This window comes from Microbacterium sp. 22242, from assembly GCF_052045495.1.
In the GTDB taxonomy this organism is placed as follows: Bacteria; Actinomycetota; Actinomycetes; order Actinomycetales; family Microbacteriaceae; genus Microbacterium.
Window position 1 is genome coordinate 102,813 of record NZ_JBQEOZ010000005.1, and the last position, 23,683, is coordinate 126,495.

At 70.3% G+C, this 23,683-nt stretch carries 26 protein-coding genes, 2 tRNA genes and 1 pseudogene; 16 read left to right on the forward strand and 13 right to left on the reverse strand.

Annotated features, from left to right (window positions below):
• Nucleotides 1-64 precede the first annotated feature (64 nt).
• The 3 genes from ACTJJZ_RS07095 to ACTJJZ_RS07105 all read right to left on the reverse strand — a co-directional run bounded on the left by ACTJJZ_RS07095 (nucleotide 65) and on the right by ACTJJZ_RS07105 (nucleotide 1,944).
• Nucleotides 65-601 (reverse strand): DUF6993 domain-containing protein, encoded by a 537-nt coding sequence (locus ACTJJZ_RS07095; protein WP_440720482.1) that lies wholly within the window; start codon nucleotides 599-601, stop codon nucleotides 65-67.
• An 86-nt stretch (nucleotides 602-687) separates the two neighbouring features.
• Nucleotides 688-1,182: a single-stranded DNA-binding protein gene (locus ACTJJZ_RS07100; protein WP_440720483.1), complete on the reverse strand. Its 495-nt coding sequence runs from the start codon at nucleotides 1,180-1,182 to the stop codon at nucleotides 688-690.
• 135 nt (nucleotides 1,183-1,317) lie between these two features.
• A complete protein-coding gene (locus ACTJJZ_RS07105; RefSeq protein ID WP_440720484.1) occupies nucleotides 1,318-1,944 on the reverse strand; it encodes a LysE family translocator in 627 nt (208 codons plus the stop codon).
• Nucleotides 1,945-2,414: 470 nt separating this feature from the next.
• Between ACTJJZ_RS07105 and ACTJJZ_RS07110 the strand changes: the two genes are divergently transcribed.
• Nucleotides 2,415-3,128 carry a phosphatase PAP2 family protein gene (locus ACTJJZ_RS07110; protein ID WP_440720485.1) on the forward strand — a complete coding sequence of 238 codons (714 nt, stop codon included), beginning with the start codon at nucleotides 2,415-2,417 and terminating at the stop codon, nucleotides 3,126-3,128.
• Nucleotides 3,129-3,131: 3 nt separating this feature from the next.
• Here ACTJJZ_RS07110 and ACTJJZ_RS07115 read toward each other — a convergent pair.
• Nucleotides 3,132-3,203 (reverse strand) — tRNA-Arg (locus ACTJJZ_RS07115).
• 58 nt (nucleotides 3,204-3,261) lie between these two features.
• On the opposite strand from ACTJJZ_RS07115, the gene orn reads away from it, so the two are divergent.
• The 6 genes and pseudogenes from orn to ACTJJZ_RS07145 all read left to right on the forward strand — a co-directional run bounded on the left by orn (nucleotide 3,262) and on the right by ACTJJZ_RS07145 (nucleotide 5,753).
• Nucleotides 3,262-3,888: an oligoribonuclease gene (orn, locus tag ACTJJZ_RS07120; RefSeq protein WP_440720486.1), complete on the forward strand. Its 627-nt coding sequence runs from the start codon at nucleotides 3,262-3,264 to the stop codon at nucleotides 3,886-3,888.
• A 36-nt stretch (nucleotides 3,889-3,924) separates the two neighbouring features.
• A tRNA-His gene (locus ACTJJZ_RS07125) sits at nucleotides 3,925-4,000 on the forward strand.
• Nucleotides 4,001-4,065: 65 nt separating this feature from the next.
• Nucleotides 4,066-4,458 (forward strand): annotated as a pseudogene (locus ACTJJZ_RS07130) (GNAT family N-acetyltransferase); the annotation flags it as partial.
• Between the two features lie 120 nt (nucleotides 4,459-4,578).
• The gene (locus tag ACTJJZ_RS07135) at nucleotides 4,579-4,926 is read left to right on the forward strand and encodes a metallopeptidase family protein (RefSeq protein WP_440720689.1); all 348 of its coding nucleotides are present in this window, start codon (nucleotides 4,579-4,581) and stop codon (nucleotides 4,924-4,926) included.
• Nucleotides 4,923-5,219, forward strand: coding sequence for an ATP-dependent Clp protease adapter ClpS (clpS, locus tag ACTJJZ_RS07140; protein ID WP_440720487.1), 297 nt, complete (start codon nucleotides 4,923-4,925; stop codon nucleotides 5,217-5,219). The genes ACTJJZ_RS07135 and clpS overlap by 4 nt, the downstream gene beginning before the upstream one ends.
• Nucleotides 5,220-5,243: 24 nt before the next feature.
• Complete coding sequence (locus ACTJJZ_RS07145; protein WP_440720488.1) at nucleotides 5,244-5,753, forward strand: DUF2017 family protein; 510 nt, start codon at nucleotides 5,244-5,246, stop codon at nucleotides 5,751-5,753.
• Between the two features lie 34 nt (nucleotides 5,754-5,787).
• On the opposite strand, the gene ACTJJZ_RS07150 is transcribed toward ACTJJZ_RS07145, so the two are convergent.
• From ACTJJZ_RS07150 to dinB, 4 genes are all read right to left on the reverse strand, one after another.
• The gene (locus ACTJJZ_RS07150) at nucleotides 5,788-6,351 is read right to left on the reverse strand and encodes a dihydrofolate reductase family protein (RefSeq protein WP_440720489.1); all 564 of its coding nucleotides are present in this window, start codon (nucleotides 6,349-6,351) and stop codon (nucleotides 5,788-5,790) included.
• A gap of 16 nt (nucleotides 6,352-6,367) precedes the next feature.
• The gene (locus ACTJJZ_RS07155) at nucleotides 6,368-6,949 is read right to left on the reverse strand and encodes a hypothetical protein (RefSeq protein WP_440720490.1); all 582 of its coding nucleotides are present in this window, start codon (nucleotides 6,947-6,949) and stop codon (nucleotides 6,368-6,370) included.
• Entirely contained in the window at nucleotides 6,933-7,277 is a 345-nt protein-coding gene (locus tag ACTJJZ_RS07160) for a hypothetical protein (RefSeq protein ID WP_440720491.1), read from the reverse strand. Before ACTJJZ_RS07160 ends, ACTJJZ_RS07155 begins: the two co-directional genes overlap by 17 nt.
• Nucleotides 7,278-7,348: 71 nt before the next feature.
• On the reverse strand, nucleotides 7,349-8,602 hold the full coding sequence (dinB, locus tag ACTJJZ_RS07165; protein WP_440720492.1) for a DNA polymerase IV: 1,254 nt from the start codon (nucleotides 8,600-8,602) through the stop codon (nucleotides 7,349-7,351).
• Between the two features lie 121 nt (nucleotides 8,603-8,723).
• Here dinB and ACTJJZ_RS07170 point away from each other — a divergent pair, with 121 nt between their 5' ends.
• Nucleotides 8,724-9,095: an SPW repeat protein gene (locus ACTJJZ_RS07170; RefSeq protein WP_440720493.1), complete on the forward strand. Its 372-nt coding sequence runs from the start codon at nucleotides 8,724-8,726 to the stop codon at nucleotides 9,093-9,095.
• A 67-nt stretch (nucleotides 9,096-9,162) separates the two neighbouring features.
• Nucleotides 9,163-9,867, forward strand: coding sequence for a TetR/AcrR family transcriptional regulator (locus ACTJJZ_RS07175; protein ID WP_440720494.1), 705 nt, complete (start codon nucleotides 9,163-9,165; stop codon nucleotides 9,865-9,867).
• Here the strand turns inward: ACTJJZ_RS07175 and gatB are convergent.
• From gatB to ACTJJZ_RS07200, 5 genes are read right to left on the reverse strand one after another with little or no spacing between them, the layout of a single operon-like run.
• A complete protein-coding gene (gene gatB / locus ACTJJZ_RS07180; RefSeq protein ID WP_440720495.1) occupies nucleotides 9,794-11,323 on the reverse strand; it encodes an Asp-tRNA(Asn)/Glu-tRNA(Gln) amidotransferase subunit GatB in 1,530 nt (509 codons plus the stop codon). The genes ACTJJZ_RS07175 and gatB overlap by 74 nt on opposite strands.
• Nucleotides 11,323-12,867 carry an Asp-tRNA(Asn)/Glu-tRNA(Gln) amidotransferase subunit GatA gene (gene gatA, locus ACTJJZ_RS07185; RefSeq protein ID WP_440720496.1) on the reverse strand — a complete coding sequence of 515 codons (1,545 nt, stop codon included), beginning with the start codon at nucleotides 12,865-12,867 and terminating at the stop codon, nucleotides 11,323-11,325. The genes gatB and gatA overlap by 1 nt, the downstream gene beginning before the upstream one ends.
• Nucleotides 12,867-13,166 (reverse strand): Asp-tRNA(Asn)/Glu-tRNA(Gln) amidotransferase subunit GatC, encoded by a 300-nt coding sequence (gene gatC / locus ACTJJZ_RS07190; protein ID WP_440720497.1) that lies wholly within the window; start codon nucleotides 13,164-13,166, stop codon nucleotides 12,867-12,869. Before gatC ends, gatA begins: the two co-directional genes overlap by 1 nt.
• A 52-nt stretch (nucleotides 13,167-13,218) precedes the next feature.
• Nucleotides 13,219-14,001, reverse strand: a complete 783-nt coding sequence (locus ACTJJZ_RS07195) for a cache domain-containing protein (protein ID WP_440720498.1) — start codon at nucleotides 13,999-14,001, stop codon at nucleotides 13,219-13,221.
• Between the two features lie 18 nt (nucleotides 14,002-14,019).
• Nucleotides 14,020-14,805 (reverse strand): FadR/GntR family transcriptional regulator, encoded by a 786-nt coding sequence (locus ACTJJZ_RS07200; protein ID WP_440720499.1) that lies wholly within the window; start codon nucleotides 14,803-14,805, stop codon nucleotides 14,020-14,022.
• 121 nt (nucleotides 14,806-14,926) lie between these two features.
• Here ACTJJZ_RS07200 and ACTJJZ_RS07205 point away from each other — a divergent pair, with 121 nt between their 5' ends.
• From ACTJJZ_RS07205 to ACTJJZ_RS07235, 7 genes are all read left to right on the forward strand, one after another.
• Complete coding sequence (locus ACTJJZ_RS07205) at nucleotides 14,927-16,018, forward strand: ABC transporter ATP-binding protein (protein ID WP_440720500.1); 1,092 nt, start codon at nucleotides 14,927-14,929, stop codon at nucleotides 16,016-16,018.
• 57 nt (nucleotides 16,019-16,075) lie between these two features.
• Nucleotides 16,076-17,251 (forward strand): ABC transporter substrate-binding protein, encoded by a 1,176-nt coding sequence (locus ACTJJZ_RS07210; protein WP_440720501.1) that lies wholly within the window; start codon nucleotides 16,076-16,078, stop codon nucleotides 17,249-17,251.
• 62 nt (nucleotides 17,252-17,313) lie between these two features.
• Nucleotides 17,314-18,240 carry an ABC transporter permease gene (locus ACTJJZ_RS07215; protein ID WP_440720502.1) on the forward strand — a complete coding sequence of 309 codons (927 nt, stop codon included), beginning with the start codon at nucleotides 17,314-17,316 and terminating at the stop codon, nucleotides 18,238-18,240.
• An 8-nt stretch (nucleotides 18,241-18,248) separates the two neighbouring features.
• Nucleotides 18,249-19,049: an ABC transporter permease gene (locus tag ACTJJZ_RS07220; protein WP_440720503.1), complete on the forward strand. Its 801-nt coding sequence runs from the start codon at nucleotides 18,249-18,251 to the stop codon at nucleotides 19,047-19,049.
• A gap of 56 nt (nucleotides 19,050-19,105) precedes the next feature.
• Nucleotides 19,106-19,984, forward strand: coding sequence for an NAD(P)-dependent oxidoreductase (locus tag ACTJJZ_RS07225; protein ID WP_440720504.1), 879 nt, complete (start codon nucleotides 19,106-19,108; stop codon nucleotides 19,982-19,984).
• 4 nt (nucleotides 19,985-19,988) lie between these two features.
• The gene (locus tag ACTJJZ_RS07230) at nucleotides 19,989-21,692 is read left to right on the forward strand and encodes a long-chain-fatty-acid--CoA ligase (RefSeq protein ID WP_440720505.1); all 1,704 of its coding nucleotides are present in this window, start codon (nucleotides 19,989-19,991) and stop codon (nucleotides 21,690-21,692) included.
• A gap of 83 nt (nucleotides 21,693-21,775) precedes the next feature.
• Nucleotides 21,776-23,632 carry a DEAD/DEAH box helicase gene (locus ACTJJZ_RS07235; protein ID WP_440720506.1) on the forward strand — a complete coding sequence of 619 codons (1,857 nt, stop codon included), beginning with the start codon at nucleotides 21,776-21,778 and terminating at the stop codon, nucleotides 23,630-23,632.
• Nucleotides 23,633-23,683: the final 51 nt, after the last annotated feature.

Sequence of the window (23,683 nt, forward strand, 5' to 3'; positions counted from 1 at the left end):
AAAGCTGCGGGTCGCCCGCGGGCCGGAGGCCCACGGGATCGACACTCCAGCCTACCTGCGACCGCTACCCGCCGACGGGCGGGGTGCTGCCGATCAGGCACCGTCCGCCGGCGAGCTGCGGCAGAACGGCGGTGACCGGATCGCCGGTGGAGGGCCCGACCTGGCCGACCAGGCACTCCGTCGATCCCCACCGCACGGAGAACTGGAAGCTCTCGGCGGGATTGTCGACGGTGGTGGTGTCGGCGGTCATCTGCATGTCCGCGCGAGCGAAGCCCGCGGCGGCCATGGCGTCGATGTAGGCGCGGTTGGAGGCGCGCTCCCCCGAGGCCCACACCTTGGCGACGATCGCCGTGAAGTACGGCAGATTGTCCTTTGCGGACCCGTCCGGATGCAGCGACGGCGCCGAGGGCGCGGATCCGGTCGGCGCGGGCGCGGCCGGTGAACTCGGCGTGGCGGTCGAGCCCGACGGGGACGGTGCCGTCGACGTCGCCGCACCCGGCGCACACCCGGTCAGCACGACGACGAGCAGGACCGCCGGCACGAATGACGCGAGGAGCCCCGCACGGCGATGCCGTCGCACTGCCGTTCTCGATCCCCTCACCCCCTGAGTCTAAGGGCCTCGAATCCGGCCTCGCTCGGGTCCGCCACGGCCGCGGGATGGCCCCGTGCCGGCACCGGGATCCGGGCTCAGAACGGCGTCTCCTTCTCCCCCTCCGGTGCCCAGCCGTCGGAGGGTCCCGGCTCGCCCGCGCCCACCGGTACGGGACCCGGATCCGTCTCGGTGGCCGGCTCCGTCGCGTTCGCCGCACCGGGCATCGGCGCACGGGACACCCTGTGGAAGGTGCTGCGCCCCCAGCGCAGGTCCGCGCCGATGCTGTCGGCCTCGATCTCCACCGCCATGCCGCGCTTGCCCTCCTTGGTCTCCCACTCGCGGAGCCGGAGCCGCCCGGTCACGATCACGCTGTCGCCCTTGCTCAGCGAGGCCATGGCGTTCTCGGCGAGCCACCGGTACGCGTGCACCGTGAACCAGTTGGTGCCGGTGTCGACCCACGTGCCGGTCTTCGGGTCCGGGCGCCGGTTGTTGCTCGCCAGCCGGAAGGTCAGCGTCTCGATGCCGGTCGGCGTGCGCCCGGGCTCGGGCGCAGATGCGATGTTCCCCACGACGGTGATGTTGTCGGCCATGACGTGCTCCTCTGCATGTTCGCCGGAGCCTGCGGCGGCTCCGTTCCTGCCGTCAGCGTGGCGCGGCGGACCATGCGACGGAGTCCGCGACGTGAACCCGGTGCAGAACCCGCGCGGCGCCGCGGCTGTGCGGGATCAATGCACGAACAGCAGCAGCGCGGCCACCGCGATGAACAGCGCGCCGAAGACGGTGTTCAGCGTCCGCCGGCCGCCGGCGCTCGCGGTGAGACGCCGGAACGTGCGAGCGGTCGCCGCGAACACGAACCACATCACCACGACGTCGATCACCACCACCGTCGAGATCAGCAGCAGGTACTGCGGCCACGGGTCGCGGTCGAGCCGGATGAACTGCGGGACGAACGCCAGGAAGAACACGATCGCCTTCGGGTTCAGCAGGTTGACCCAGAATCCGCGGCGCAGCATCGGCCAGCGCCCCTCCGCAGGTTTGGGTTCTTCGTCGTCCGCGACGACCTCCGGCACCCGCGCCGCGATCAGCCGGATCCCGAGGAACACGAGATAGGCCGCACCGAGATAGCGGACCGTCTCGAACAGCCAGGGCACGCGTGCCACGAGCAGGCCGACGCCTGCCGCGACGATCGCCACGTGCACCACCAGCGCGAGCTGCTGCCCGACGATCCCCCAGATCGAGCGCCGCCATCCCTCGTTGAGCGAGTTGGTCATCGTGTTGATGGCACCGGCGCCGGGCGTGAGGCTGATGACGAGGCAGGCCGCGACCAGGGAGAGCCAGACGGTCGCGGTCACCAGCACAGTGTAGGGAATCCAACGGGCCCGTCGTGCGCCAATGTCGGTGGTCGTCCCTATGTTCGAATCAGAAGGAGGAATCCATGACCACGAACATCTCTCCCGCACCCACCATCCGCTGGGCGACGCCGTCGCTGCGGCGCGCCACAGAGGTGCTGCAACCGGCCGGCGAGCGCCTCTGGAGGGTNCCTGCGGATCGTGCCGCACGACCTCGGTCTCCGGTACCGGGCGGAACGCCTGCACCTCCCCTCCGGCGTGTTCCGCATCGTCGGCGACTTCTGGAGCGCCGACGACGCCGTGGCCGCGCTCCGCCAGTGAGCCGGTGGCTCTCGTCGCTGGGCGTCCTGGCCGCTTCTTGGCGAATCCTTAGCCGATTCCAGGGAACATGGTCTCGGACGCCCGCGGAATCGTGAGCGCCCGACCTCCGGTGTCGTCACCGCGAGGACGGCGACGGATGAGGATCCACCGACATGACTGAACTTCGACGCACGCGCACCCGCGCCCTCACCGGGATCGACCACCCGACGCGGCGGCCCCTGGTCGCCGTGCTGCTCGCCGTGATCGGCGCGATCGTCGTGGTGGCGCTCGGATTCGTGATGAAGTCGAGCCAGGCCGACCAGGGCCTCGCGGTCGCGGTGAACAATCTGCACACCGGCGCGTGGGGCGTGTTCGCGAGCGCCGTGTACCAGGCGATCAACCCGATTCCGGCCGTGGTGATCACGGTGGTGATCGCCCTGATCGTGTGGATGGCATCGCGGTCGCTCCGCACGGCGATCCTGTTCGGACTGACCGTCGCCCTCACCTGGCTGCCGGTCGCCGCCATCAAGATCCTCGTGGATCGCCCGCGGCCCGACGCGACGCTGTTCACCTACCCGTTCTCGCCGCTGCAGACGGACGGCTCGTTCCCCAGCGGCCACACCGCGTACGTCGTGGCGCTGGCGTTCGCGTTCTGGTTCCTGCTCCGTGACACCCGCTACGCCTGGCTGCCGATCGTGCTCGGCGTGCTCGGCACGGTGGTCGTCGGCCTGGCCGTGGTGAGCGACGGGCTGCACTTCCCGACCGACGTGCTCGGTTCGATCATCTGGTCCCTCGCCACTGCTGCGGCCGTGCGCTGGATCATCGTGGATCTGATCGCCGCGCGGGTGGCGCCGAAGCGCGAGCGGAGCCGACAGACGATCTCCTGAGGGTGCCCCCGGCAGGATTCGAACCTGCGACCAGCGGATTAGAAGGCCGCTGCTCTTCCGCTGAGCTACGGAGGCGCACTGCACTCCAGGTTACTCCGCCGGCCGTGTCGGACGGCATCATTAGGATGGCCCCATGGTTTCTTCGTCCGAGAACGACCGGCTCGTCTGGATCGACTGCGAGATGACGGGACTCGATCTCGAGATCGACGAGCTCGTCGAGATCGCGGTCGTGGTCACCGATTTCGAACTGCGTCCGCTGGATCCGGGCTTCCAGGTCGTCATACGCGCGAGCGACGCCGCCATGGCGCAGATGAACGATTTCGTCACGAAGATGCACCGCACCTCGGGACTCTTTGAGGAAATCCCTCACGGCGTCTCGCTCGCCGAGGCGCAAGAGCAGACCATGGCGTACATCCGTCGTTTCGTGCCGCAAGAGCGCAAGGCGCCGCTGGCGGGGAACACGATCGGGACGGATCGGATGTTCCTCGCGAAGTACATGCCGGAGGTCGACCGGTACCTGCACTACCGGAACGTCGACGTGTCCAGCATCAAGGAGCTGTCACGGCGCTGGTACCCGCGGGTCTTCTTCCACGCGCCGCTCAAGGACGGCGGCCATCGCGCCCTCGCCGACATCCTCGAATCGATCCGCGAGCTCTGGTACTACCGCCGCGCGGTGTTCGTGGCCGAGCCCGGCCCGACCAGTGAGGACGCCACGGCGGTCGCCGCCGCCGTCGTGTCAGAGTTCACTCCGAACGTGTAATAGACTGTTCTGGTTGCCCGCTCCGGTGGGCGCATGGTGGGTATAGCTCAGCTGGTAGAGCGCCGCGTTGTGGTCGCGGATGTCGCGGGTTCAAGTCCCGTTACTCACCCCATTCGGACGAGGTCCGGATCCCCAGGGATCCGGACCTCGTCGCATGTCCGCGGATAGCATCGAGACATGGCTTCCTTCGTGCGCACCGCGACCGATGCCGACCTGACGCAGCTGGCCGGCATCGAAGAGGAGGCCGATCGCGTCTTCGCAGACCTGTTCGGCGCGTGGCCCACGCAACCCGCTCCGACCGGCGCTGAGCGTGCGGCCGAGCCGGGCTTCGTGCTGGTGGTGTCGGAGCAGTCGGACGCCGCACCGGTCGGGTTCGCGCACGTCCTCGAGAAGGACGGGGTCGCCCATCTGGAGCAGTTGTCGGTGCTGTCCGCACACAGCCGGCGCGGGCACGGGCGCGCGCTCGTGGACGCCGCGCTGGACGAGGCCTTCGCTCGCGGGCACGGCGCGGTGACGCTGCGCACGTTCGCGGAGGTCCCCTGGAACGCGTCGTTCTACGCGTCCCTCGGCTTCGCCGAGGCGCCGTCACCGGACCTGCCGTTCTACCGCCGGCTGCTCGACGCCGAGCGGCGCCTCGGCCTGGACGACCTGGGAAGGCGCGTGCACATGTCGATCGACCTGGGCGGCGGGATGGAGATGGATCCCGAGGCGTTCGAGGAACTCGTCTCCGACGAGCTGGACCGTCTGCCCGACGATATGGTCGACGGGCTCGAGAACCTCGTCTTCGTGGTCGAGGACAGGCCCGAGGACGGCTCCCTGGATCTGCTCGGGCTGTACGACGGCCTGGCGATCACGGAACGCGGAAACTACGGCATGGGGGAACTGCCGGATCGGATCATCGTCTACCGCGAGCCCCACCTGGCGCAGTGCGCCGACGAGCAGGAGCTGCGGGACGAGGTGCACACCACTCTCGTGCACGAGATCGCGCACTACTACGGGCTCGACGACGCCCAGCTGCATGAGATGGGGTGGGCATGAGCACCCCGATCGCGACCCCCGGCATCGACGAGCAGCTCGACCTGCAGGCCGCTCCCGACGTGCCCTGGCAGCTCGTGGTGTGGGACGACCCCGTAAACCTGATGAGCTACGTGGTGCGGGTGTTCCGCACGTACTTCGGATATCCGAAGGATCGGGCCACGCGGCTCATGCTGGCCGTGCACAACGAAGGACACGCCGTCGTCGCGACCGGACCGCGCGAGACCATGGAGGTGCACGCACAGGCGATGCACGACTTCGGGTTGTGGGCGACCGTGCGCCAGGCCGGCGAATGAGGGAGCGCGAATGAGGGAGCGGGAATGACGACCGGACCCGCCGTTCCGATGCGGCTCGCCCGCGTGGAGGGCCAGCACCTCGTCGCACTGATCGACCAGTTCCTGGAGCTGCTGCAGGAGACCGCGATCGGCGATCTTCGACAGGCTCAGGGTCCGAGCCCGCTGGACCGGCTCACCCCGGCCGTGTATCCGGAGGATCCCGCGGCGTCGGCCCAGTTCGCCGAGGCGACGAGCGCGGAACTGCTCGACCGGAGAGCCGCCGATGCGCGGGTGGTGCGGGCGAGCCTGCAGCCGTCCGTCGACGGAGGCGTCCCGGACCAGTTCGAGCTGCTCGTCCCGGCCGGCGAGCTCGACGCCTGGCTGCGCACGCTGACGTCCCTGCGGCTCGTGATCGCGTCCCGGCTGGGGATCGAGGACGGTGACGCGCACGACCCGGAGGATCCGCGCTTCGGCGTGTACGACTGGCTGGGCTACCGGCTGGATCTGCTCATCGAGACCGCGGACGCGCTCGACGACGAGCAGCCGGGATCCTGATCCGCGGAGACGGCGGAGACCGGAGATCCCTGCTTCAGTGGAGCACCCGATAGCGCAGGTAGACGACCCGGTCATCGAGCGTGCGGTTCTCGATCAGCTCCAGATCCGTCCGCCTCGCGAGCTCGGGGAAGAACGGCAGGCCGCCGCCGACCAGCACGGGGCAGATGCGCATCCGGTATTCGTCGATGAGATCCGCGGTGGCGGCCTGGGCGGCGAGGGTGGCGCCGCCGATCGCGATGTCCCCCGCCTCCGACTGGGCACGCAGCCGTTCGATCTCCTCGCTGAGCGTTCCGGTGGCCAGGCGCGCCCCGGCGGAGACCTCGGTCAGCGTCCGGGAGAAGACCACCTTCGGCAGAGCGTTCCAGGCCGCGGCGAAGGACCGCTGCGGTTCACTCAGCCTCGGGTCCTCCTCGGCTGCCTCCCAGTACCGCATCGTCTCGTACAGCCGCCGCCCGAGCAGGTGCACGCCGACACCGTCGACCTCGCCCGCCGCGACCCGGAAGGTCTCCTCGCCGGGGTCTCCCCAGTCGATCGAGCCGTGCGGATCCACCGCATAGCCGTCCAGCGACAACGCCAGCGAGTACGTCACTCTGCGCATCGGAACCTCCCGCCGGTCACGGTACCGTCACGATGAGAGTCGCGAGCTCGATCGGGTCGTCGCGGCGGAGGTGCCGCACCTCCTGCGCCGCCCAGCGGTCCCAGTGCGGCCGGAACAGCTCCCCGTCGCGGTCGAGGGCACGGCGCTTGCGGCTCTGCTCCGGCGCCTGCATCCAGACCCGGACGTCGGCGATCCGCGCGCTGCGGGGGGTGAGCGCTCCGCAGCCCTCCAGGATCACGCCCCGGGCGGGGTCCACGGCGTGGTTCTCGGCATACTTCCCCGCCACCCAGTCGTATCGCTGCCAGGTCCCGACGAGATCGCGTCCGTGCGGCCGCAGGATCTGCTCGTACGCGCGTTCGGCGCCGGCGTCCATGCCGTCCCATCCGGGATAGATCTCGTCGAGGGCGACCAGCTGCGGCGCGGCGCGCAACGGCCAGCGCTCGGCGAGCAGGCGTGCGAGGGTGGACTTCCCGGCTCCACTGCGCCCGTCGATCAGGACGACGGGGTTCGACGCCTGCACGGCCCTGACGGCCGCAGCGACCCGCGCGACCGCCTCATCGAGCGCCCGCGCGAGCGGATCGTCATTTCTTGAGGGCACGGATGATGCGGGAGAACGCGCGACCGGCGACCCAGAGGAACGGGATGCCCACGGCGAGGAGCGCGACGAGGTTGGGCTCGAAGCGCAGGCCCTCCTCACGGCGCACGTAGACGCCGAGGGGGATCGCGAAACCGCCGCCCCCGCCGCCGCTCGCGTCTCCGTTCGCATCGGCGATGTTCTTCGCGTCGACGTCGCCACCGCCGAATCCGGAGAACGTCAGGGCGACCGGCGCGAACTGCGCGCCGTCGACCTCCTGGGTCTCGCCGTAGGCGCTCTTCACGCCGAGAGAGGCGGCATTCCGGCCAAGTTCCAGTGCGATGTTCGGCATGGCTCCACGCTAGCCCAGACCACGGGTGTGGACCACCGGTCCGCGCGCTGGTCAGTCCAGCCCGCGCCGGTTCAGTCCAGCCCGTGCGCCCGCGGATGCGGTGCCGACCCTCTGCCACCGGCGGCACCGAGGTGTCTCGCGCGCGTGATCATCGCGGACCCGAACCGCTCCTGGGCGCTGTCCAGCGCGCCCTCCACGCGCCGCCAGTCCGCGTCGTCGTCCCACAGACCGAGCGCCCCGCCGGCATCGGAGAGCCGCTCGGCGCGGACGCCGACGAGCCGCACCGGATCCTTCCGGTCGATCGCGTCGAACAGCCCGCGCGCGACCTCGCCGATGCGCTGTCCGACGGAGGTGGGCTCAGGCAGCGTCTGCGAGCGGGTCACGGTGGTGAAGTCGGAGAAGCGGATCTTGATCGCCACCGTCGAGGTCTCCCAGCCGGCGCGCCGCAGTCGCGCGGCGACGCGGTCAGCGAGGCGGAGCAGCTCGGAACGCAGCATCTCAGGATCCGTGACGTCCACGTCGAAGGTCTCCTCATGTCCGACGCTCTTCTCCACCCGCGCGGTCTCCACGCCTCGCGGATCGCGCCCCAGCGCGAGCTCCTTGAGGCGTGCCGCGAGCGCCGGTCCCACCGCGCGCTCGAGGGCGGACTGCGGGGTGGAGCGGATGTCGCCGATCAGCCGGATCCCGCGCGATTCCAACGACTCGGCGGTCTTCGGGCCGACGCCCCACATGGCGCGCACCGGCTTCGTCGCGAGGAAGTCGAGCGTGTCCGCCTCCGGGACCACCAGCAGCCCGTCGGGCTTGGCCATGGTGGACGCCATCTTGGCGACGTGCTTGGTCGCCGCGGCGCCGACGCTGCAGGTGATCCCGACCTCGTCCTGCACCCGGGCGCGGATCATCGCGCCGATCCGTGCCGGGCTCCCCCACAGCCGACGCACGCCGCGCACGTCGAGGAACGCCTCGTCGATCGAGAGCGGCTCGACCAGCGGTGTGACCTGCTCGAAGATGTCCATGACCTTCCGCGAGACCTCGCGGTACCTCATGAAGTCGGGCGGCACGATGCGCGCGGTCGGGCACAGCCGGAGCGCCTGCGACACCGGCATCGCGGAGCGCACCCCGTAACGCCGTGCCTCATAGGACGCGCTGGAGACGACGGAGCGCCCGTCCGGCGCGCCGATGATCAGCGGCAGCCCGCGCAGCGTCGGATCGTGCAGCACCTCGACCGCCGCGTAGAACGCGTCCATGTCGACGTGCAGGATCCCCGCACCGGTGTCGTCCGCGTCCGACGCCGAGACGATCCGCCCCGATCCGTCGCCTCGTCCCATGGATCCATTCTCGCCGACGGCACGGACATCCCCAGTTTTTGACCGGTCGGTCAATCAGGGGCGTAGAGTGGGCATTGACCCCCGATTCGGGAGCCTTCTGACTGCAAGGAGGATGAGTTCTATGAAGAGGTGGACACGCTGGCAGGACTGGGTGGCGATCGCCGCCGGCCTGTACGCGGCCCTGGCGGGCATCTGGATGGCACCCGGGATGGGGATGTCGATGTCCATGATGATCGTCCTGGGCGTCCTGATGATCGCCGCAGGGGTGTGGAGCCTGGCAGCTCCCGGTCTCGTGTCGATGGAGTGGATCCTCGCCGTGATCGGTGCGCTGCTGTTCATCTCCCCGTGGATCGGCTCCTACGCCGGAGATGCGGGCCCCGCCTGGACCTCGTGGATCTGCGGAGTCGTGTGCGCGGTCGCGGGGCTGTGGGCGCTCGCGCCTGCCGAGAAGGCGCATCGCGCGACGCACGGCGGCCGGACGGCGCACGCGTGACCTGTCACGGCGCACACAGTGCGGGACGGCGGGAGACCACCGCCCCGCACCCTTGTGAGGAGGCACGATGACGCTGCGGTCGGACCCGGCCGATGCGCGCACGCGGATCCTCGACGCCGCGGAGGCCCTCTTCGCCCGCCACGGGTTCGACGGCACCTCCACCGCCCGCATCGCGCGCGTGGCGGAGGTGCCGAAGGGACTGCTGTTCTACTACTTCCCGGCCAAGCCCGACATCCTGACCGCGCTGATCGGCGAGCGGTTCGGTGCCGCCGCGCTCGACCCTGTCGCGCTGAGCGTGCACGGCGATCCGGTGCAGACGCTGCTGAACGTCGGCGACCGGGTGCTCCGGGAGCAGGCGGCGTCAGGCGTGCTCCGTGAGATCGTCTGGCACGAGTCGCATGTGCGCCCCGAGGTCGCCGCCGCCCTGTCGCGCTATCGCCGCGCGCTGCACGACGCCGTCGAGCGCGCGCTCGTCGCCTGCCTCCCGACGGGAATCGATCGCGGCGCCGTGCGCGCTGCAGCCGACGCCTGGTCGGCGACGATCACCGCGCGGCCGCTCGAGTCCGCGTCGGAGGAGAGGGCCGACGGAAAGCCCGTGCTGCACGGGCCTGTGCTGCACGCGCCGGGGAGCCTGCGTGCGATCGCCCGGCTGCTCGGCGCCGGGCTGCACGCGAACGCGGCCACGGGTNCGGGATCCGCTACTGCGCGGCGCGCTCCAGGATCAGCTCGCGCACGCGGGCAGCATCGGCCTGGCCCTTCATGGCCTTCATGACGGCGCCGATGACGGCGCCGGCGGCCTGCACCTTGCCGTCCTTGATCTTGGCCATGACGTCCGGCTGCGAGGCGAGCGCCTCGTCGATCGCCGCCACGAGCGCACCGTCGTCGGAGACCACCGCGAGCCCGCGGGCGTCCACGACCTGCTGCGGGGTGCCCTCGCCGGCGATGACGCCCTCCAGCACCTGCCGGGCGAGCTTGTCCGTCAGGGTCCCCGCGTCGACGAGTTGGTGCAGCGCGGCGACGTTCTCCGGACTGATCAGCTCGGCGGCGTCGCGTTCCTCCGCGTTCGCGATGCGGCTGATCTCGCTCATCCACCACTTGCGGGCGGCTGCGGGCGTCGCGCCGGCCGCGATGGTCGCCTCGACCTCGTCGAGCAGGCCGGCGTTCACGACGCCGCGGAACTCGATGTCCGCGAAGCCCCAGTCGGCCTTGAGCCGGCGACGGCGCGCCACCGGCTGCTCGGGCAGCGCGGCGCGCAGCTCCTCGACGAGAGCGCGGTCCGGCTGCACGGGCAGCAGATCGGGCTCCGGGAAGTACCGGTAGTCGTCGGCGTCCGACTTCGGGCGTCCCGGCGACGTGGTGCCGGTGTCCTCGTGCCAGTGCCGGGTCTCCTGCGTGATCGTGCCGCCGTCGGCGAGGATCGCCGCCTGGCGCTGGATCTCGTAGCGCACGGCGCGTTCGACCGAGCGCATCGAGTTGACGTTCTTCGTCTCCGTGCGCGTGCCGAGGGGTTCGGCAGGCTCACCCGGCGCGACGCGGGGCCGCAGCGACACGTTCGCGTCGCAGCGCAGGTTGCCGCGCTCCAGTCGCGCCTCGGAGATCCCGAGTCCGCGGACGATGTCGCGGATCGTGGCGACGTACGCCTTCGCGATCTCCGGCGCGCGGTCCTCGGCGCCGAAGATCGGCTTCGTGACGATCTCGACGAGGGGCACGCCGGCGCGGTTGTAGTCCACGAGCGAGTATTCGGCCCCCTGGATGCGTCCGGTGGCGCCGCCCAAGTGGGTGAGCTTGCCCGCGTCCTCCTCCATGTGGGCGCGCTCGATCGGGATCGTGACGATCGTGCCGTCCTCGAGCTCGACCTCGACGGATCCCTCGAACGCGATCGGCTCGTCGTACTGCGAGATCTGATAGTTCTTGCCGAGATCGGGGTAGAAGTAGTTCTTCCGCGCGAACCGGCACGACTCCGCGATCGAACAGCCCAGGGCCAGCCCGAGGCTGATCGAGGAGCGCACAGCCGTCTCGTTCACGACCGGCAGGGACCCGGGCAGGCCCAGGTCCACCGGCGCGAGGAGCGTGTTGGGCGCGGCGTCGTGGTTGCGCTGGTTGGCCGGGTTCGGCGCGTCCGAGAACATCTTGGTCTCAGTGTTCAGCTCGACGTGCACCTCGAAGCCGAGCACCGGCTCGAACAGCTCGAGAGCCTTATCGTAGTCCATGAGCTTCGCGGCGGCCATCAGCGGTTTCCTCCGAGTGCGATGTTCTCGAGCAGTGCGGGGGCGCGGTCGAGCAGCGGTCCCCCCCAGGCGTCGACGAGGAGCGCCTCGAGCGCGGCGCCGACCCGGTACAGCCGGGCGTCCTCGCGGGCGGGGGCGAGGAACTGGATGCCGACCGGCAGCCCGTCCTCCTCCGCCAGGCCCGACGGGATCGAGATGCCCGGCACGCCCGCGAGGTTCGCCGGGATCGTGGTCAGGTCGTTCAGGTACATCTGCAGCGGATCGTCGATCTTCTCGCCGAGTTTGAACGCCGTGGTGGGCGCCGAGGGGGTGGCGATCACGTCGACCTGCGCGAACGCCCTGTCGAAGTCCTGCTGGATGAGCGTGCGCACCTTCTGCGCACTGCCGTAGTAGGCGTCGTAGTAGCCGGCCGACAGCGCGTAGGTGCCGAGGATGATGCGGCGCTTGACCTCGGGGCCGAAGCCGACCTCGCGGGTGAGCGACATGACGTCCTCGACCGTGCCGCCGCCCTCCGGGGTGACGCGCAGACCGAAGCGCACGGAGTCGAACTTGGCCAGGTTGCTGGACGCCTCGGCGGGGAGGATCAGGTAGTACGCGGCCACGCCGTACTCGAAGTGCGGGGCCGAGATCTCCACGATCTCCGCGCCCTGATCCTGCATGCGCTCAAGGGCCGCGTGGAACGAGCTCGCCACGCCGGCCTGGAAGCCGGAGTCGGGCAGCTCCTTGATCACGCCGACTTTGAGTCCCTTGAGGACCTGGCCGCTCGCGCCCTCGCGCGCGGCGGCGGCGAACGACGGCCAGGCGTCGGTCAGCGAGGTGGAGTCCTTGGGGTCGTGCCCGCCGATCACGTCGTGCAGCAGACCGGCGTCGAGCACGGTGCGCGCGACCGGACCGACCTGGTCGAGGCTGGACGCGAGGGCGATCGCGCCGTACCGGCTGACGCCGCCGTAGGTGGGCTTGATGCCGACCGTTCCCGTGACGTGGGCCGGCTGGCGGATCGATCCGCCGGTGTCGGATCCGAGCGCGATCGGCGCCTCGAAGGCCGCGACCGCCGCGGCCGAGCCGCCGCCGGAGCCGCCGGGGATCCGGTCCAGGTCCCAGGGGTTGTGCGTCGGGCCGTACGCGGAGTGCTCGGTCGAGGAGCCCATCGCGAACTCGTCCATGTTGGTCTTGCCGATGCCGATCAGGCCGGCCGCGCGGGATCGCGCGACGACGGTCGCGTCGAACGGCGACCGGTAGCCCTCGAGGATCTTCGATCCGCTCGTGGACGGCTGGTCGGTCGTGACGAGCACGTCCTTGATCGCGAGCGGCACTCCGGCCAGCTCGCCCAGGGTCTCCCCTGCGGCACGGCGGCGGTCGAGGTCGGCCGCGGCGTCGAGGGCGGTCTCGTTCACGTGCAGGAAGGCGTGCACGTCGCCGTCCACGGCGGCGATGCGGTCGAGGTGCGCCTGCGTCGCCTCGACGCTGGACACCTCCCCGCTCGCGAGCTTCGCGCCGAGCTCGGCGGCGGTCCAGCGGATGATCTCGCCCACTGCAGCTCCCATCACTGTTCCTCGCCGAGAATCGCGGTCACCCGGAAGCGGTCGCCGTCGGCGTCGGGCGCGTTCTGCAGCGCCTGCGCCGTGGTCAGCGTCTGCCCTGCGACGTCCGGACGGAACACGTTGTGCAGCGGGATCGGGTGGCTCGTCGCGACGACCTCCGGAGTCGCGACCTCGGACACCTTCGCGATGTTGTCGACGATGGCGTCCAGCTGACCGGTCAGCTGCGTCACCTCGTCGTCGGAGAGCTGGATGCGCGCGAGCACGCCGAGATGGCGCACAAGATCAGGGGTGATTTCAGACACCCGCCCAGTCTAGCCAGCGGGTGCGCAGGGTCCTGTCCTGGTCGGCTCCCGCTCAGCCCTGGAACACGGCGATCAGGGAGCTGTCACCGCACCGCATGGCCCTCGTGGCACCCGCCACCGCCGCGTCCGACTCCTGCAACGCTGCCAGGGCCTCGCGCACGTCATTCTCGCGCAGCAGCGTCCCGGTGACGCGGTGCGAGTCGCTCGACGCCACCACGCGCGCGGAGGAGTTCACCACCGTGCAGGTTCCCTCCACGTCGCGCAGGAACGGCAGGATCGCACGCTCGAGCCGCGACACGTGCACGTCGATCCCCACCACGCCCATCATCCGCCCGTCGTGCTCGACCGGCGATGTGACCGTGACCGTGTAGTCGTCCGTGCACAGGTAGTCGACGTACGGTCCGGTCACGTGCCGCCGCCCGGTGCGCGCCGGGATCTTCCACCATTCCAGCTGGCGGTAGTCGCGGAACTGGTCGGAACCGGGGTCGTTGACGGCCTCGAGGCGGCGCACCGCGCCGCGGTCCCCGCGGTCGAGTCCGTGGATCTCGCGCAGCCACCAGGCCAGGTGCCACGGCGCGTCGGCCAGCACCCCTGGTGTGGCCACGAAGCCCGAACCGGTGACGAGGCCGCCCGGCTCCGCGAGCGCGGGTCTCGCGATCGTCTCCATGAACGGATCCAGAATCGCGGCGGTGGGCGCGGCTCCCTGCGCCGCGAAGGCGCGGAACTCCTCCTGCACCGCAGTGCGCCAGCTCTCAACGAGCGCGAGGATCGGGGCGAACGTGCCCTCGATCCGCTCGGCGATGCGCTCCTCATGTTCGGCGACGATGCCGCTCATCTTCCCGGTCCTTCGGTGTCAGGGCAGCGCCGGAGCGACCCGCATCGCGGGCTCCACCGCCGCCTCCAGTCGTGACTTCTCGTCCAGCAGCCATTCCACACCCGCCGCGATGCGGCGCACCGCGATCGCCCTGGCGCCCTCGGCGTCGGCGGCCGCGATCGCATCCAGCTCCGCGTGACGGGCGGCTCTGCTGCGCAGGCGCTCGTCTTCCTCGCGCAGGCCCAGCCAGATGAGTGCGCCGATTTCGCCCTGGAGCCGCAGCTCCTCGCGGACCAGTCGCGGGGACTGGCTGAGCGCGGCGACCTCGAGCTGGAACCGCGCGACGGCACGACGCGCTCCGCCCTCAGTGGCCAGATCGGCCTGCTCCTCCAGCTCGCGCAGCCCGTTCACGTCGTCCTCGCCCGCCCGATCGGCGGCCAGCTCGGCCGCCATGCCCGCGATCGCCGAGTAGTGGGTCGAGGCGTCGCGCACTTCGACCCGGCTGATGGCGCGGACGCGCTCGTCCGCAAACCGGCGGGCGGTGTCCGGATCGAAGGTGACGAAGCTCCCGCCGTCCCGGCCCCGCCGGGTCCGGATCAGCCCGGCGTCGCGCAGCGCCTCGAGCGCTTCCCTGGCCGTCACGACGGCGACGCCGAGGCGTCGCCCGAGCTGGGCCTCGCTGGGCAGCCGCTCGCCGTCGTGCAGCACACCCGAGGTGATCGCGTCCTGCAGCCGGCGCTCCACGAGCTCCGCCCGGCCGATGTCCGACAGCGGCGCGAACACGGCCGACCTCGCGGGGTCCACCCCAGCCGACACCTGTGCCACGCCGCGCTCCTCTCCGCTCGTGACACGACCGTAACACGCGGGGCTTTACAGAATCATCTGAACCCATATGATTCTATTCATCTACTAACAGAGGATTAGTCCTCGCATCGAAGGGGATGTGATGACCGACAGGCCCGTCGCGATCAGACTCACCGGACTCACCCGCGCATTCGGATCCGTCACCGCCGTGGACGGTGTGGATCTCGAGATCGCCGAGGGAGAGTTCTTCTCCATGCTCGGTCCGTCCGGATCCGGCAAGACCACGGTGCTCCGACTCATCGCCGGATTCGAGCAGCCCACCTCGGGGACCGTCAGCCTGTTCGGCGAGGACGTCACGAAGAAGGCGCCGTTCGACCGGGACGTGAACACGGTCTTCCAGGACTACGCGCTGTTCCCGCACATGAGCGTGCTGGACAACGTCGCCTACGGCCTGCGCGTGCGCGGAGTGGGGCGGAGAGAACGCCGCGAGCGCGCCATGAAGGCGCTGGCGAGCGTGCGGCTCGACCACGTCGCCGACCGCCGCCCCACGCAACTCTCGGGCGGCCAGCGCCAGCGCGTCGCGCTCGCCCGCGCCACGGTCGTCGAGCCGAAGGTGCTGCTCCTTGACGAGCCGCTCGGCGCGCTGGATCTGAAGCTGCGCGAACAGATGCAGGTCGAGCTCAAGCAGATCCAGCGCGAACTCGGCATCACCTTCATCTTCGTCACGCACGATCAGGAGGAGGCCCTGACGCTGTCCGACCGGATCGCAGTCTTCAGCGCCGGCCGGATCGAGCAGCTGGGCACCCCGTTCGAGCTTTACGAGAGGCCGGTGTCGCGGTTCGTCGCCGACTTCGTGGGCACCTCGAACCTGTTCGACGAAGCGACCAGCGAGCTCGTGCTCGGGCGGAGCGGACACCATTCGCTGCGTCCGGAGAAGCTGGTCGTCTCCCCCGCGCCGACCGTGGAGCCCGGCTTCCGTTCTGCCCCCGGGGTGGTCGCCGAGGCGATCTACCTCGGCTCGGGCGTCCGCGTCGTCGTCGATCTGGACCAGGGACCGCGCGTCACCGTCCTGGAGCAGAACGTCGGCGGCCGGGCGCACGGTGACCACGGCGACCACGGCGACCGTGTGTTCCTGTCCTGGCGCGACGCCGACGTCGTCGCCCTCGGGGACGCCTCCGTCGCGGCGCAGGACGAGACGCCATCGCGCACCCTGCGCACGGTCGGCGCCCGCTGACCCGGCGGCACCACTCAGCACCAGCACAGATCTCGCATCAGAACGAAGGAGTATCCCATGCGAAAGAACACCCTCACAGCCCTCGCGGCAATCGGCCTCTCGGCCGCCGTGGTCGCCGCCCTCACCGGCTGCGGCACTGCGGGAGCATCCGGCGGATCGACCGCGGGCCCGATGCCGAAGCTCGGCGCCAAGGAAGGCTCCGTCTCGATCCTCGCCTGGCCCGGCTATGTCGAGAACGGATCCAACGACCCGAAGGTCGACTGGGTATCGACCTTCACGAAGGAGACCGGCTGCAAGGTCGACGCGAAGACGTTCGGCACCTCGGACGAGGCGCTCAACCTGATGAAGACGGGCGACTACGACGTGGTCTCGGCCTCGGGCGACGCCTCGTTGCGGCTCATCGCCTCCGGCGACGTCTCCGAGGTCAACACCAAGCTGCTGAAGAACTACGACGGCATCTACCCCTTCCTCAAGGACCGCGCCTGGAACACCGTGGACGGCAAGCACTACGGCGTCCCGCACGGCTACGGCGCCAACCTCCTGATGTACAACACCGAGACGTTCCCGACCGCGCCCACGTCGTGGGACGTGGTGTTCGACAAGGCCTCTGAGCACGCCGGCAAGGTCACCGCCTACGACTCGCCGATCTACATCGCCGACGCCGCCGTCTACCTGATGGCGCACAAGCCGGAACTGAAGATCAAGAACCCGTACGCCCTGGATCAGAAGCAGTTCGACGCCGCGGTGTCCTTGCTCAAGGACCAGCGCGGCAATGTCAGCGAGTACTGGGGCGACTATCTCAAGGAGGTGCAGTCGTTCCAGTCCGGCGACAGCGTGGTGGGCACCACCTGGCAGGTGATCCAGAACACGCTCGCCGGCGAGGGCGGCAAGACTGCGGTCACCCTGCCCAGCGAGGGCGCGACCGGCTGGAGCGACACCTGGATGATCTCGTCCAAGGCGAAGCACCCGAACTGCGCGTATGCGTGGCTCGACTACATCTCCAGCCCGAAGGCGAACGCGCAGGCGACCGAGTTCTTCGGCGAGGCGCCGTCGAGCGCCAAGGCCTGCGACTACCGCTCCGACTGCGCCTCGTACCACGCGGGCGACGCCGACTACGCGAGCAAGATCTGGTACTGGACGACGCCGATCTCGAAGTGCCTGGACGGCCGCACGGATGTGAAGTGCGTCGACTACTCCGCCTGGACCACGGCCTGGCAGCAGATCCGGAACTGACTCGGCACGGTCGTCCGGAGCCCGCGCTCCGGACGACCGGCACCGGTTTCGAAAGGACCATCATGACCGTCATCGCCTCGCCGCCGTCGCCGCCGCGCACTCCGGTCCCCTCCCCGCGCCGCACCGCCGCGCGGAGCGGATCCGCCTTCCTCGCCGCCCACCCCCGGGCCCGCCTGGGCCTGCTGCTCTCGGCGCCGCTGTTCTGGCTCGCCGCCGTGTACGTCGTCGCGCTCGCGCTGCTGCTGGTGACGGCGTTCTGGACCACCGATACCTACACGGGGCAGATCCGGACCGACTTCACGCTCGACAACGTCATCACGGTCGTGACCGACGCGTTCTACCAGGGCATCACGCTGCGCACCGTGGGGATCGCCCTGGCAGTGACCGTGATCGACGTCGCGTTGGCTCTTCCGATCGCCTATTACATGGCGATGGTCGCCTCCCCGGCCCTTCAACGCGCCCTCGTGGTGCTGGTGCTCACGCCCCTGTGGGCCTCGTACCTCGTGAAAGCGTTCGCCTGGCGCTCGGTGCTCTCCAGCGACGGGATCCTGGAGTGGCTGCTGCGTCCGCTCGGCGGGCACACCCCGGGCTATGGGATCCCGGCGACGATCATCACGCTCTCGTACCTGTGGCTGCCGTACGTGATCCTCCCGATCTACGCGGGTCTCGAGCGCGTGCCGAGCTCGCTGCTGGAGGCGTCCGGCGACCTCGGCGGACGCGGATGGGCGACGCTGCGACTCGTGGTGTGGCCCCTGGTGCTGCCTGCGGTCATCGCCGGGACGATCTTCAGCTTCTCGCTGTCGCTCGGCGACTACATCACGATCGGGATCGTCGGCGGCGGCAGCCAGATGCTCGGCACGCTCGTCTTCCAGGACATCGGCGCCGCGAACAACCTGCCGCTCGCGGCGGCGATCGCGCTGATCCCGATCGTCATCATCTTCGGCTACCTGTTCCTCGTGCGCCGCACCGGCGCCCTGGACAACCTGTAGGAGGCGTCATGCGCATCTCGTTCGGAACCCGCGTCACGCTCGGTGTCGCGACCGTGCTGATCCTCGCGATCGTGTACGTGCCGCTCCTGGTCGTCCTGATCAACTCGTTCTCGACCTCGGCCTCGCTGACCTGGCCGCCGCCGGGATTCACTCTGACGTGGTGGGGCAGGGCGTTCCGCAGCGACGGCGCCCTCGAGGCGGTGGGCACGAGTGTCGTGCTGGCACTGGTCTCCTCGGTGCTCGCGCTGGTCCTCGGCACGATGCTTTCGTTCGCGCTGCAGCGCTTCGCCTTCTTCGGGCGCAGCACCGTGAATCTGCTGGTGATCCTGCCGATCGCACTGCCGGGCATCATCACCGGCATCGCGCTGAACAACCTGTTCCGCACGATCCTGGGCGTGCCGCTGTCGATCTGGACGGTCGTCATCGCGCACACCACGTTCTGCATCGTCACGGTGTTCAACAACGCGGTCGCCCGGCTGCGGAGGATGGGCGCCTCGTTCGAGGAGGCCTCGGCGGATCTCGGCGCAGGGATCTGGACGACGTTCCGCCTGGTGACCTTCCCGCAGCTGCGCTCGGCACTGCTCGCGGGCGGTCTGCTCGCGTTCGCCCTGTCGTTCGACGAGATCGTGGTGACCACCTTCACGGCAGGATCCGGGGTCAAGACGCTGCCGATGTTCATCATCGACAACGTGGCCCGACCGAACCAGGCGCCGATCGTCTCGGTGATCGCGATCGTGCTGGTGCTCGTGTCGATCGTCCCGATCGCACTGGCGCAGAAGCTGTCCGGCAGCGAGCAGCAGCGTCGGTGACCTCGTCCCCGCCGTGGCAGGCTGGAAGCCGTCGGACGGGTTCAGAGGGGATGACGATGGACAGGATCTCGGTGGTCGGCCTGGGCGCGATGGGCGCGCCCATCGCGCGGAATCTGATCAAGGCGGGATACGCGGTCACAGTCTGGAACCGCTCCTCCGGCCCGGTGAGCGCTCTGGTCGCCGATGGTGCGCACGCCGCCGCAACGGTGGCCGAGGCGTTCCAGGCCCCCGTGGTGTTCTCGATGCTCGCCGACGACCGGGCGGTGCAGGAGACGCTGCTCGATCCCGCGGTCCTCGGCGCTGCGGCGCCGGGGACGGTGCACGTGAACCTGGCAACCGTGAGCACAGAGCTCGCCCGCCGCGCCGCCGACGCGCACGCCGCCCACGGGCTCGGTTACGTCGCCGCTCCGGTGTTCGGCCGAGCGCCGGTAGCTGAGGCCGGGGCCCTGAACGTCCTCGCCGCGGGGCCTCCCGAGCTTCTCGCACGGGTCCAGCCGATGCTCGACGTGATCGGATCCCGCACCTGGCCGTTGGGCGAACGCCCCGAGCAGGCCAACGTCGTGAAGATCCTCGGCAACTACCTCATCGCGTGCGCCATCCAGTCGCTCGGAGAGGCCGTGAGCCTCGCCGAACAGGCCGACGTCGATCCCGGCATGCTGGTCGAGCTGCTCAGCAGCACCCTGTTCCCCGGCCCTGTCTACGACGGTTACGGCACCCTCGTCGCGCGGCGGTCGTATCAGCCCGCCGGGTTCACCACGGTCCTCGGCCGCAAGGACCTCCACCTCGCCCTGGACAGCGCCGCAGAGCACGGCCTCACCCTGCCTGTCGGAGAGCTTCTGCGCACGGTCTTCGACGACGCCATCGCCGCAGGGCGCGGCGCCGACGACTGGTCGGTGATCGCCGAGCAGCAGCCGCGCCGGCCGCGAATAGGCTGAGGCCGTGACGACGTCCCCCGTTCCTCCGCGCCCCTGGACCGCCAGCTACGCCGACGGCGTGCCGGAAGACCTCGACGAGGTGACCGGATCCCTCGTCGACATCGTGGAGGCCTCGGCCCGCGACTATCCGGACGCGCCCGCCCTGCAGTTCTTCGGCCGCACCACCTCGTACCGGGAGCTGCAGTCCGCGATCGAGCGGACCGCCGCCGGGCTCAAGGCGCTCGGGGTCAAGGCCGGGGACCCGGTCGCGATCGTGCTGCCGAACTGCCCGCAGCACATCGTCGCGTTCTACGCCGTGCTGCGGCTCGGCGCCGTCGTCGTGGAGCACAACCCGCTGTACACCCCGCGGGAGCTGCGCAAGCAGTTCGAGGACCACGGCGCCACGCACGCGATCGTGTGGAGCAAGGTCGTGGCGACCGTGCAGGAGTTCCCCGCGGATCTCGCGGTGACGACGCTGATCTCGGTCGACGTCACCCGGGCGATGCCCGCGCTCACCCGGCTCGCGCTGCGGCTGCCCGTCGCGAAGGCGCGCGAGTCCCGCGGCGCCCTCACCACGAGGGTGCGCGGCGCCACGGCGTGGGAGACGGTCGTCGGCTACGCCCCTCTCCCCTCCGCGCACCCGCGTCCGCAGACCGACGACCTCGCGATCATCCAGTACACGTCCGGAACCACCGGCACCCCGAAGGGCGCCGCGCTCTCGCACCGCAACCTGCTCGCCAACGCGGCGCAGGCGCAGGCCTGGGTGCCCTCGATCACGCGCGGCGACGGCTGCGTGGTCTACGCGGTGCTGCCGATGTTCCATGCGTACGGGCTCACCCTCTGCCTCACCTTCGCGATGTCGATGGGCGCGCGGCTCGTGCTGTTCCCCAAGTTCGACCCGGATCTCGTGCTCGAGGTCACGAAGAAGCACCCCGCGACGTTCCTGCCGCTCGTACCGCCGATCGCGGACCGGCTGCTGTCCGCCGCGAAGGCGAAGGGAGTGTCGCTCGCCGGCACCGAGATCGCGATCTCGGGCGCGATGGCACTCGCGCACGAGCTCGTCGTGCCGTTCGAGGAGGCGACCGGCGGCTACCTCGTCGAGGGCTACGGCCTCAGCGAGTGCTCCCCGGTGCTGATGGCCAACCCGGTCGCGGAGAACCGCGTCCCCGGCACCGTCGGACTGCCGCTTCCCGGGACCGAGTGCCGCGTGGTGGACCCGGACGAGCCGACGAAGGACGTCGAACCCGGCCGGCCCGGCGAGCTCGTGGTGCGCGGTCCGCAGGTGTTCTCCGGCTACTACGGCAAGCCGGAGGAGACCGAGGCGGTGTTCGTGGACGGCTGGTTCCGCACCGGCGACATCGTCACGATCGACGACGCAGGGTTCGTGCGCATCGTGGACCGGATCAAGGAGCTCATCATCACCGGCGGCTTCAACGTCGCGCCGACCGAGGTCGAGGTGGCGCTGCGCCAGCACCCGGACGTGCTCGACGCCGCCGTCGTGGGCCTGCCCAGCGAGCACTCCGGCGAGGAGGTGGTCGCCGCGATCGTCGTCGACGGCGCGAAGGACGTCGACGTCGAGGCGATCCGCGAGTTCGCCCGCGGGATCCTCACACCGTACAAGGTGCCGCGGCGGATCTTCGTCGTGGACGAGCTGCCCACCTCGCTGATCGGCAAGGTGCTGCGCCGCCAGGTGAGGGAGAGGCTGCTGGCGCTGACGACGGGCCGCTGAGGGACCCGGATCCTCCGCCCCAGGGCCCGCGCCTCCGGGCTTCCCCGCAGACTCGGCGAGGCCCGAGGCGATACGGTTGGGAAGTGACCGATGATGCCGTGACGCCCGCAGACGCCCCCGAAGACCTCCCCACCCCCGGATTCGAAGAACTGGGGATCACCGGGCCCGTCCTCGCCGCGATCAAGGCCCTCGGCTACGAGTCGCCCTCCGCGATCCAGCGCGAGACCATCCCGCTCCTGCTGGGCGGACGCGACGTGCTCGGCACCGCGCAGACCGGCACCGGCAAGACAGCCGCTTTCGCCCTGCCGATCCTGGAGAACCTGGATCTGCAGCAGAAGAAGCCGCAGGCGCTCGTGCTCGCCCCGACCCGCGAGCTGGCGCTGCAGGTCGCTGAGGCGTTCGAGTCGTACGCCGCGCAGATCCCCGGCGTGCACCTGCTGCCCGTCTACGGCGGCCAGGGCTACGGCGTGCAGCTGTCCGCCCTCCGCCGCGGCGTGCACATCGTCGTCGGCACCCCCGGCCGCATCATGGACCACCTCGCCAAGGGCACCCTGGACCTGTCGGAGCTCAAGAACCTCGTGCTCGACGAGGCCGACGAGATGCTGAAGATGGGCTTCGCGGAAGACGTGGAGCAGATCCTCGCGCAGACCCCGGCGGACAAGCAGGTCGCACTGTTCTCGGCGACCATGCCTGCCACCATCCGCCGGCTCGCACAGCAGTACCTGCACGATCCCGAGGAGATCTCGGTCAAGGGCAAGACCACGACCGCCGCGAACATCACGCAGCGCTACCTGGTCGTCTCCTACGCGCAGAAGGTGGACGCCCTCACCCGGATCCTCGAGGTGGAGAACTTCGAGGGCATGATCGTGTTCGTCCGCACCAAGAACGAGACCGAGACGCTCGCCGAGAAGCTGCGCGCCCGCGGCTACTCGGCCGCCGCGATCAACGGCGACATTCCGCAGCCGCAGCGCGAGCGCACCGTCGGGCAGCTCAAGGACGGCAAGCTCGACATCCTCGTCGCCACCGACGTCGCAGCCCGCGGTCTGGACGTGGAGCGGATCAGCCACGTCGTGAACTTCGACATCCCGACCGACACCGAGTCGTACGTGCACCGCATCGGCCGCACCGGCCGCGCGGGCCGCTCCGGCGATGCGATCAGCTTCATCACGCCGCGCGAGCGGTACCTGCTCAAGCACATCGAGCGTGCCACCCGGCAGCAGCCGACCCAGATGCAGCTGCCCACCACGGAGGACGTGAACAGCACGCGACTGGCGCGCTTCGACGACGCGATCACCGCGGCGCTCGAGGAGACCTCGCGCATCGAGGGCTTCCGCGACATCATCGCGCACTACGTCCGCAACCACGACGTGCCAGAGGGCGATGTCGCCGCCGCGCTCGCGATCGTCGCCCAGGGCGAGACGCCGCTGCTGCTGGATCCGCAGAACGACCCGCTCTCCCGCGCCGTCGCCGCAGACAACAGGCCGGAGCGGACGCCCCGCGAAGGCGGGCGCGTCGGCTCCCGCGACCGCGATGAGCGCGGCGCACGTCCGGAGCGGCGCAGCCGCGGCGACTACACGCCGTACCGGATCGAGGTCGGCCGCCGGCACCGCGTCGAGCCGCGCCAGATCGTCGGAGCGCTCGCGAACGAGGGCGGGCTGGGCCGTGACGACTTCGGCGCGATCACCATCCGCCCGGACTTCTCGATCGTCGAGCTGCCGGCGAATCTGGACTCGTCCGTCCTGGACAAGCTGCGCGACACCCGCATCTCCGGACGCCTGATCGAGATCCAGCGCGACAGCGGACGTCCCGGCCGCGGCCCGCGTCGGGACGATCGCGGAGCCGGGGATCGCCCCCGCCGTGACGATCGCAGCTACGACCGCCCCCGTGAAGACCGTCCGTCCGACGACCGCCCCGCTCGCAAGCCCCGCCACAAGGACTGAGGACGCTCGGGCCGCCTCCCCTCGACGTCCGAGACCGAGGCGATCCGGGCG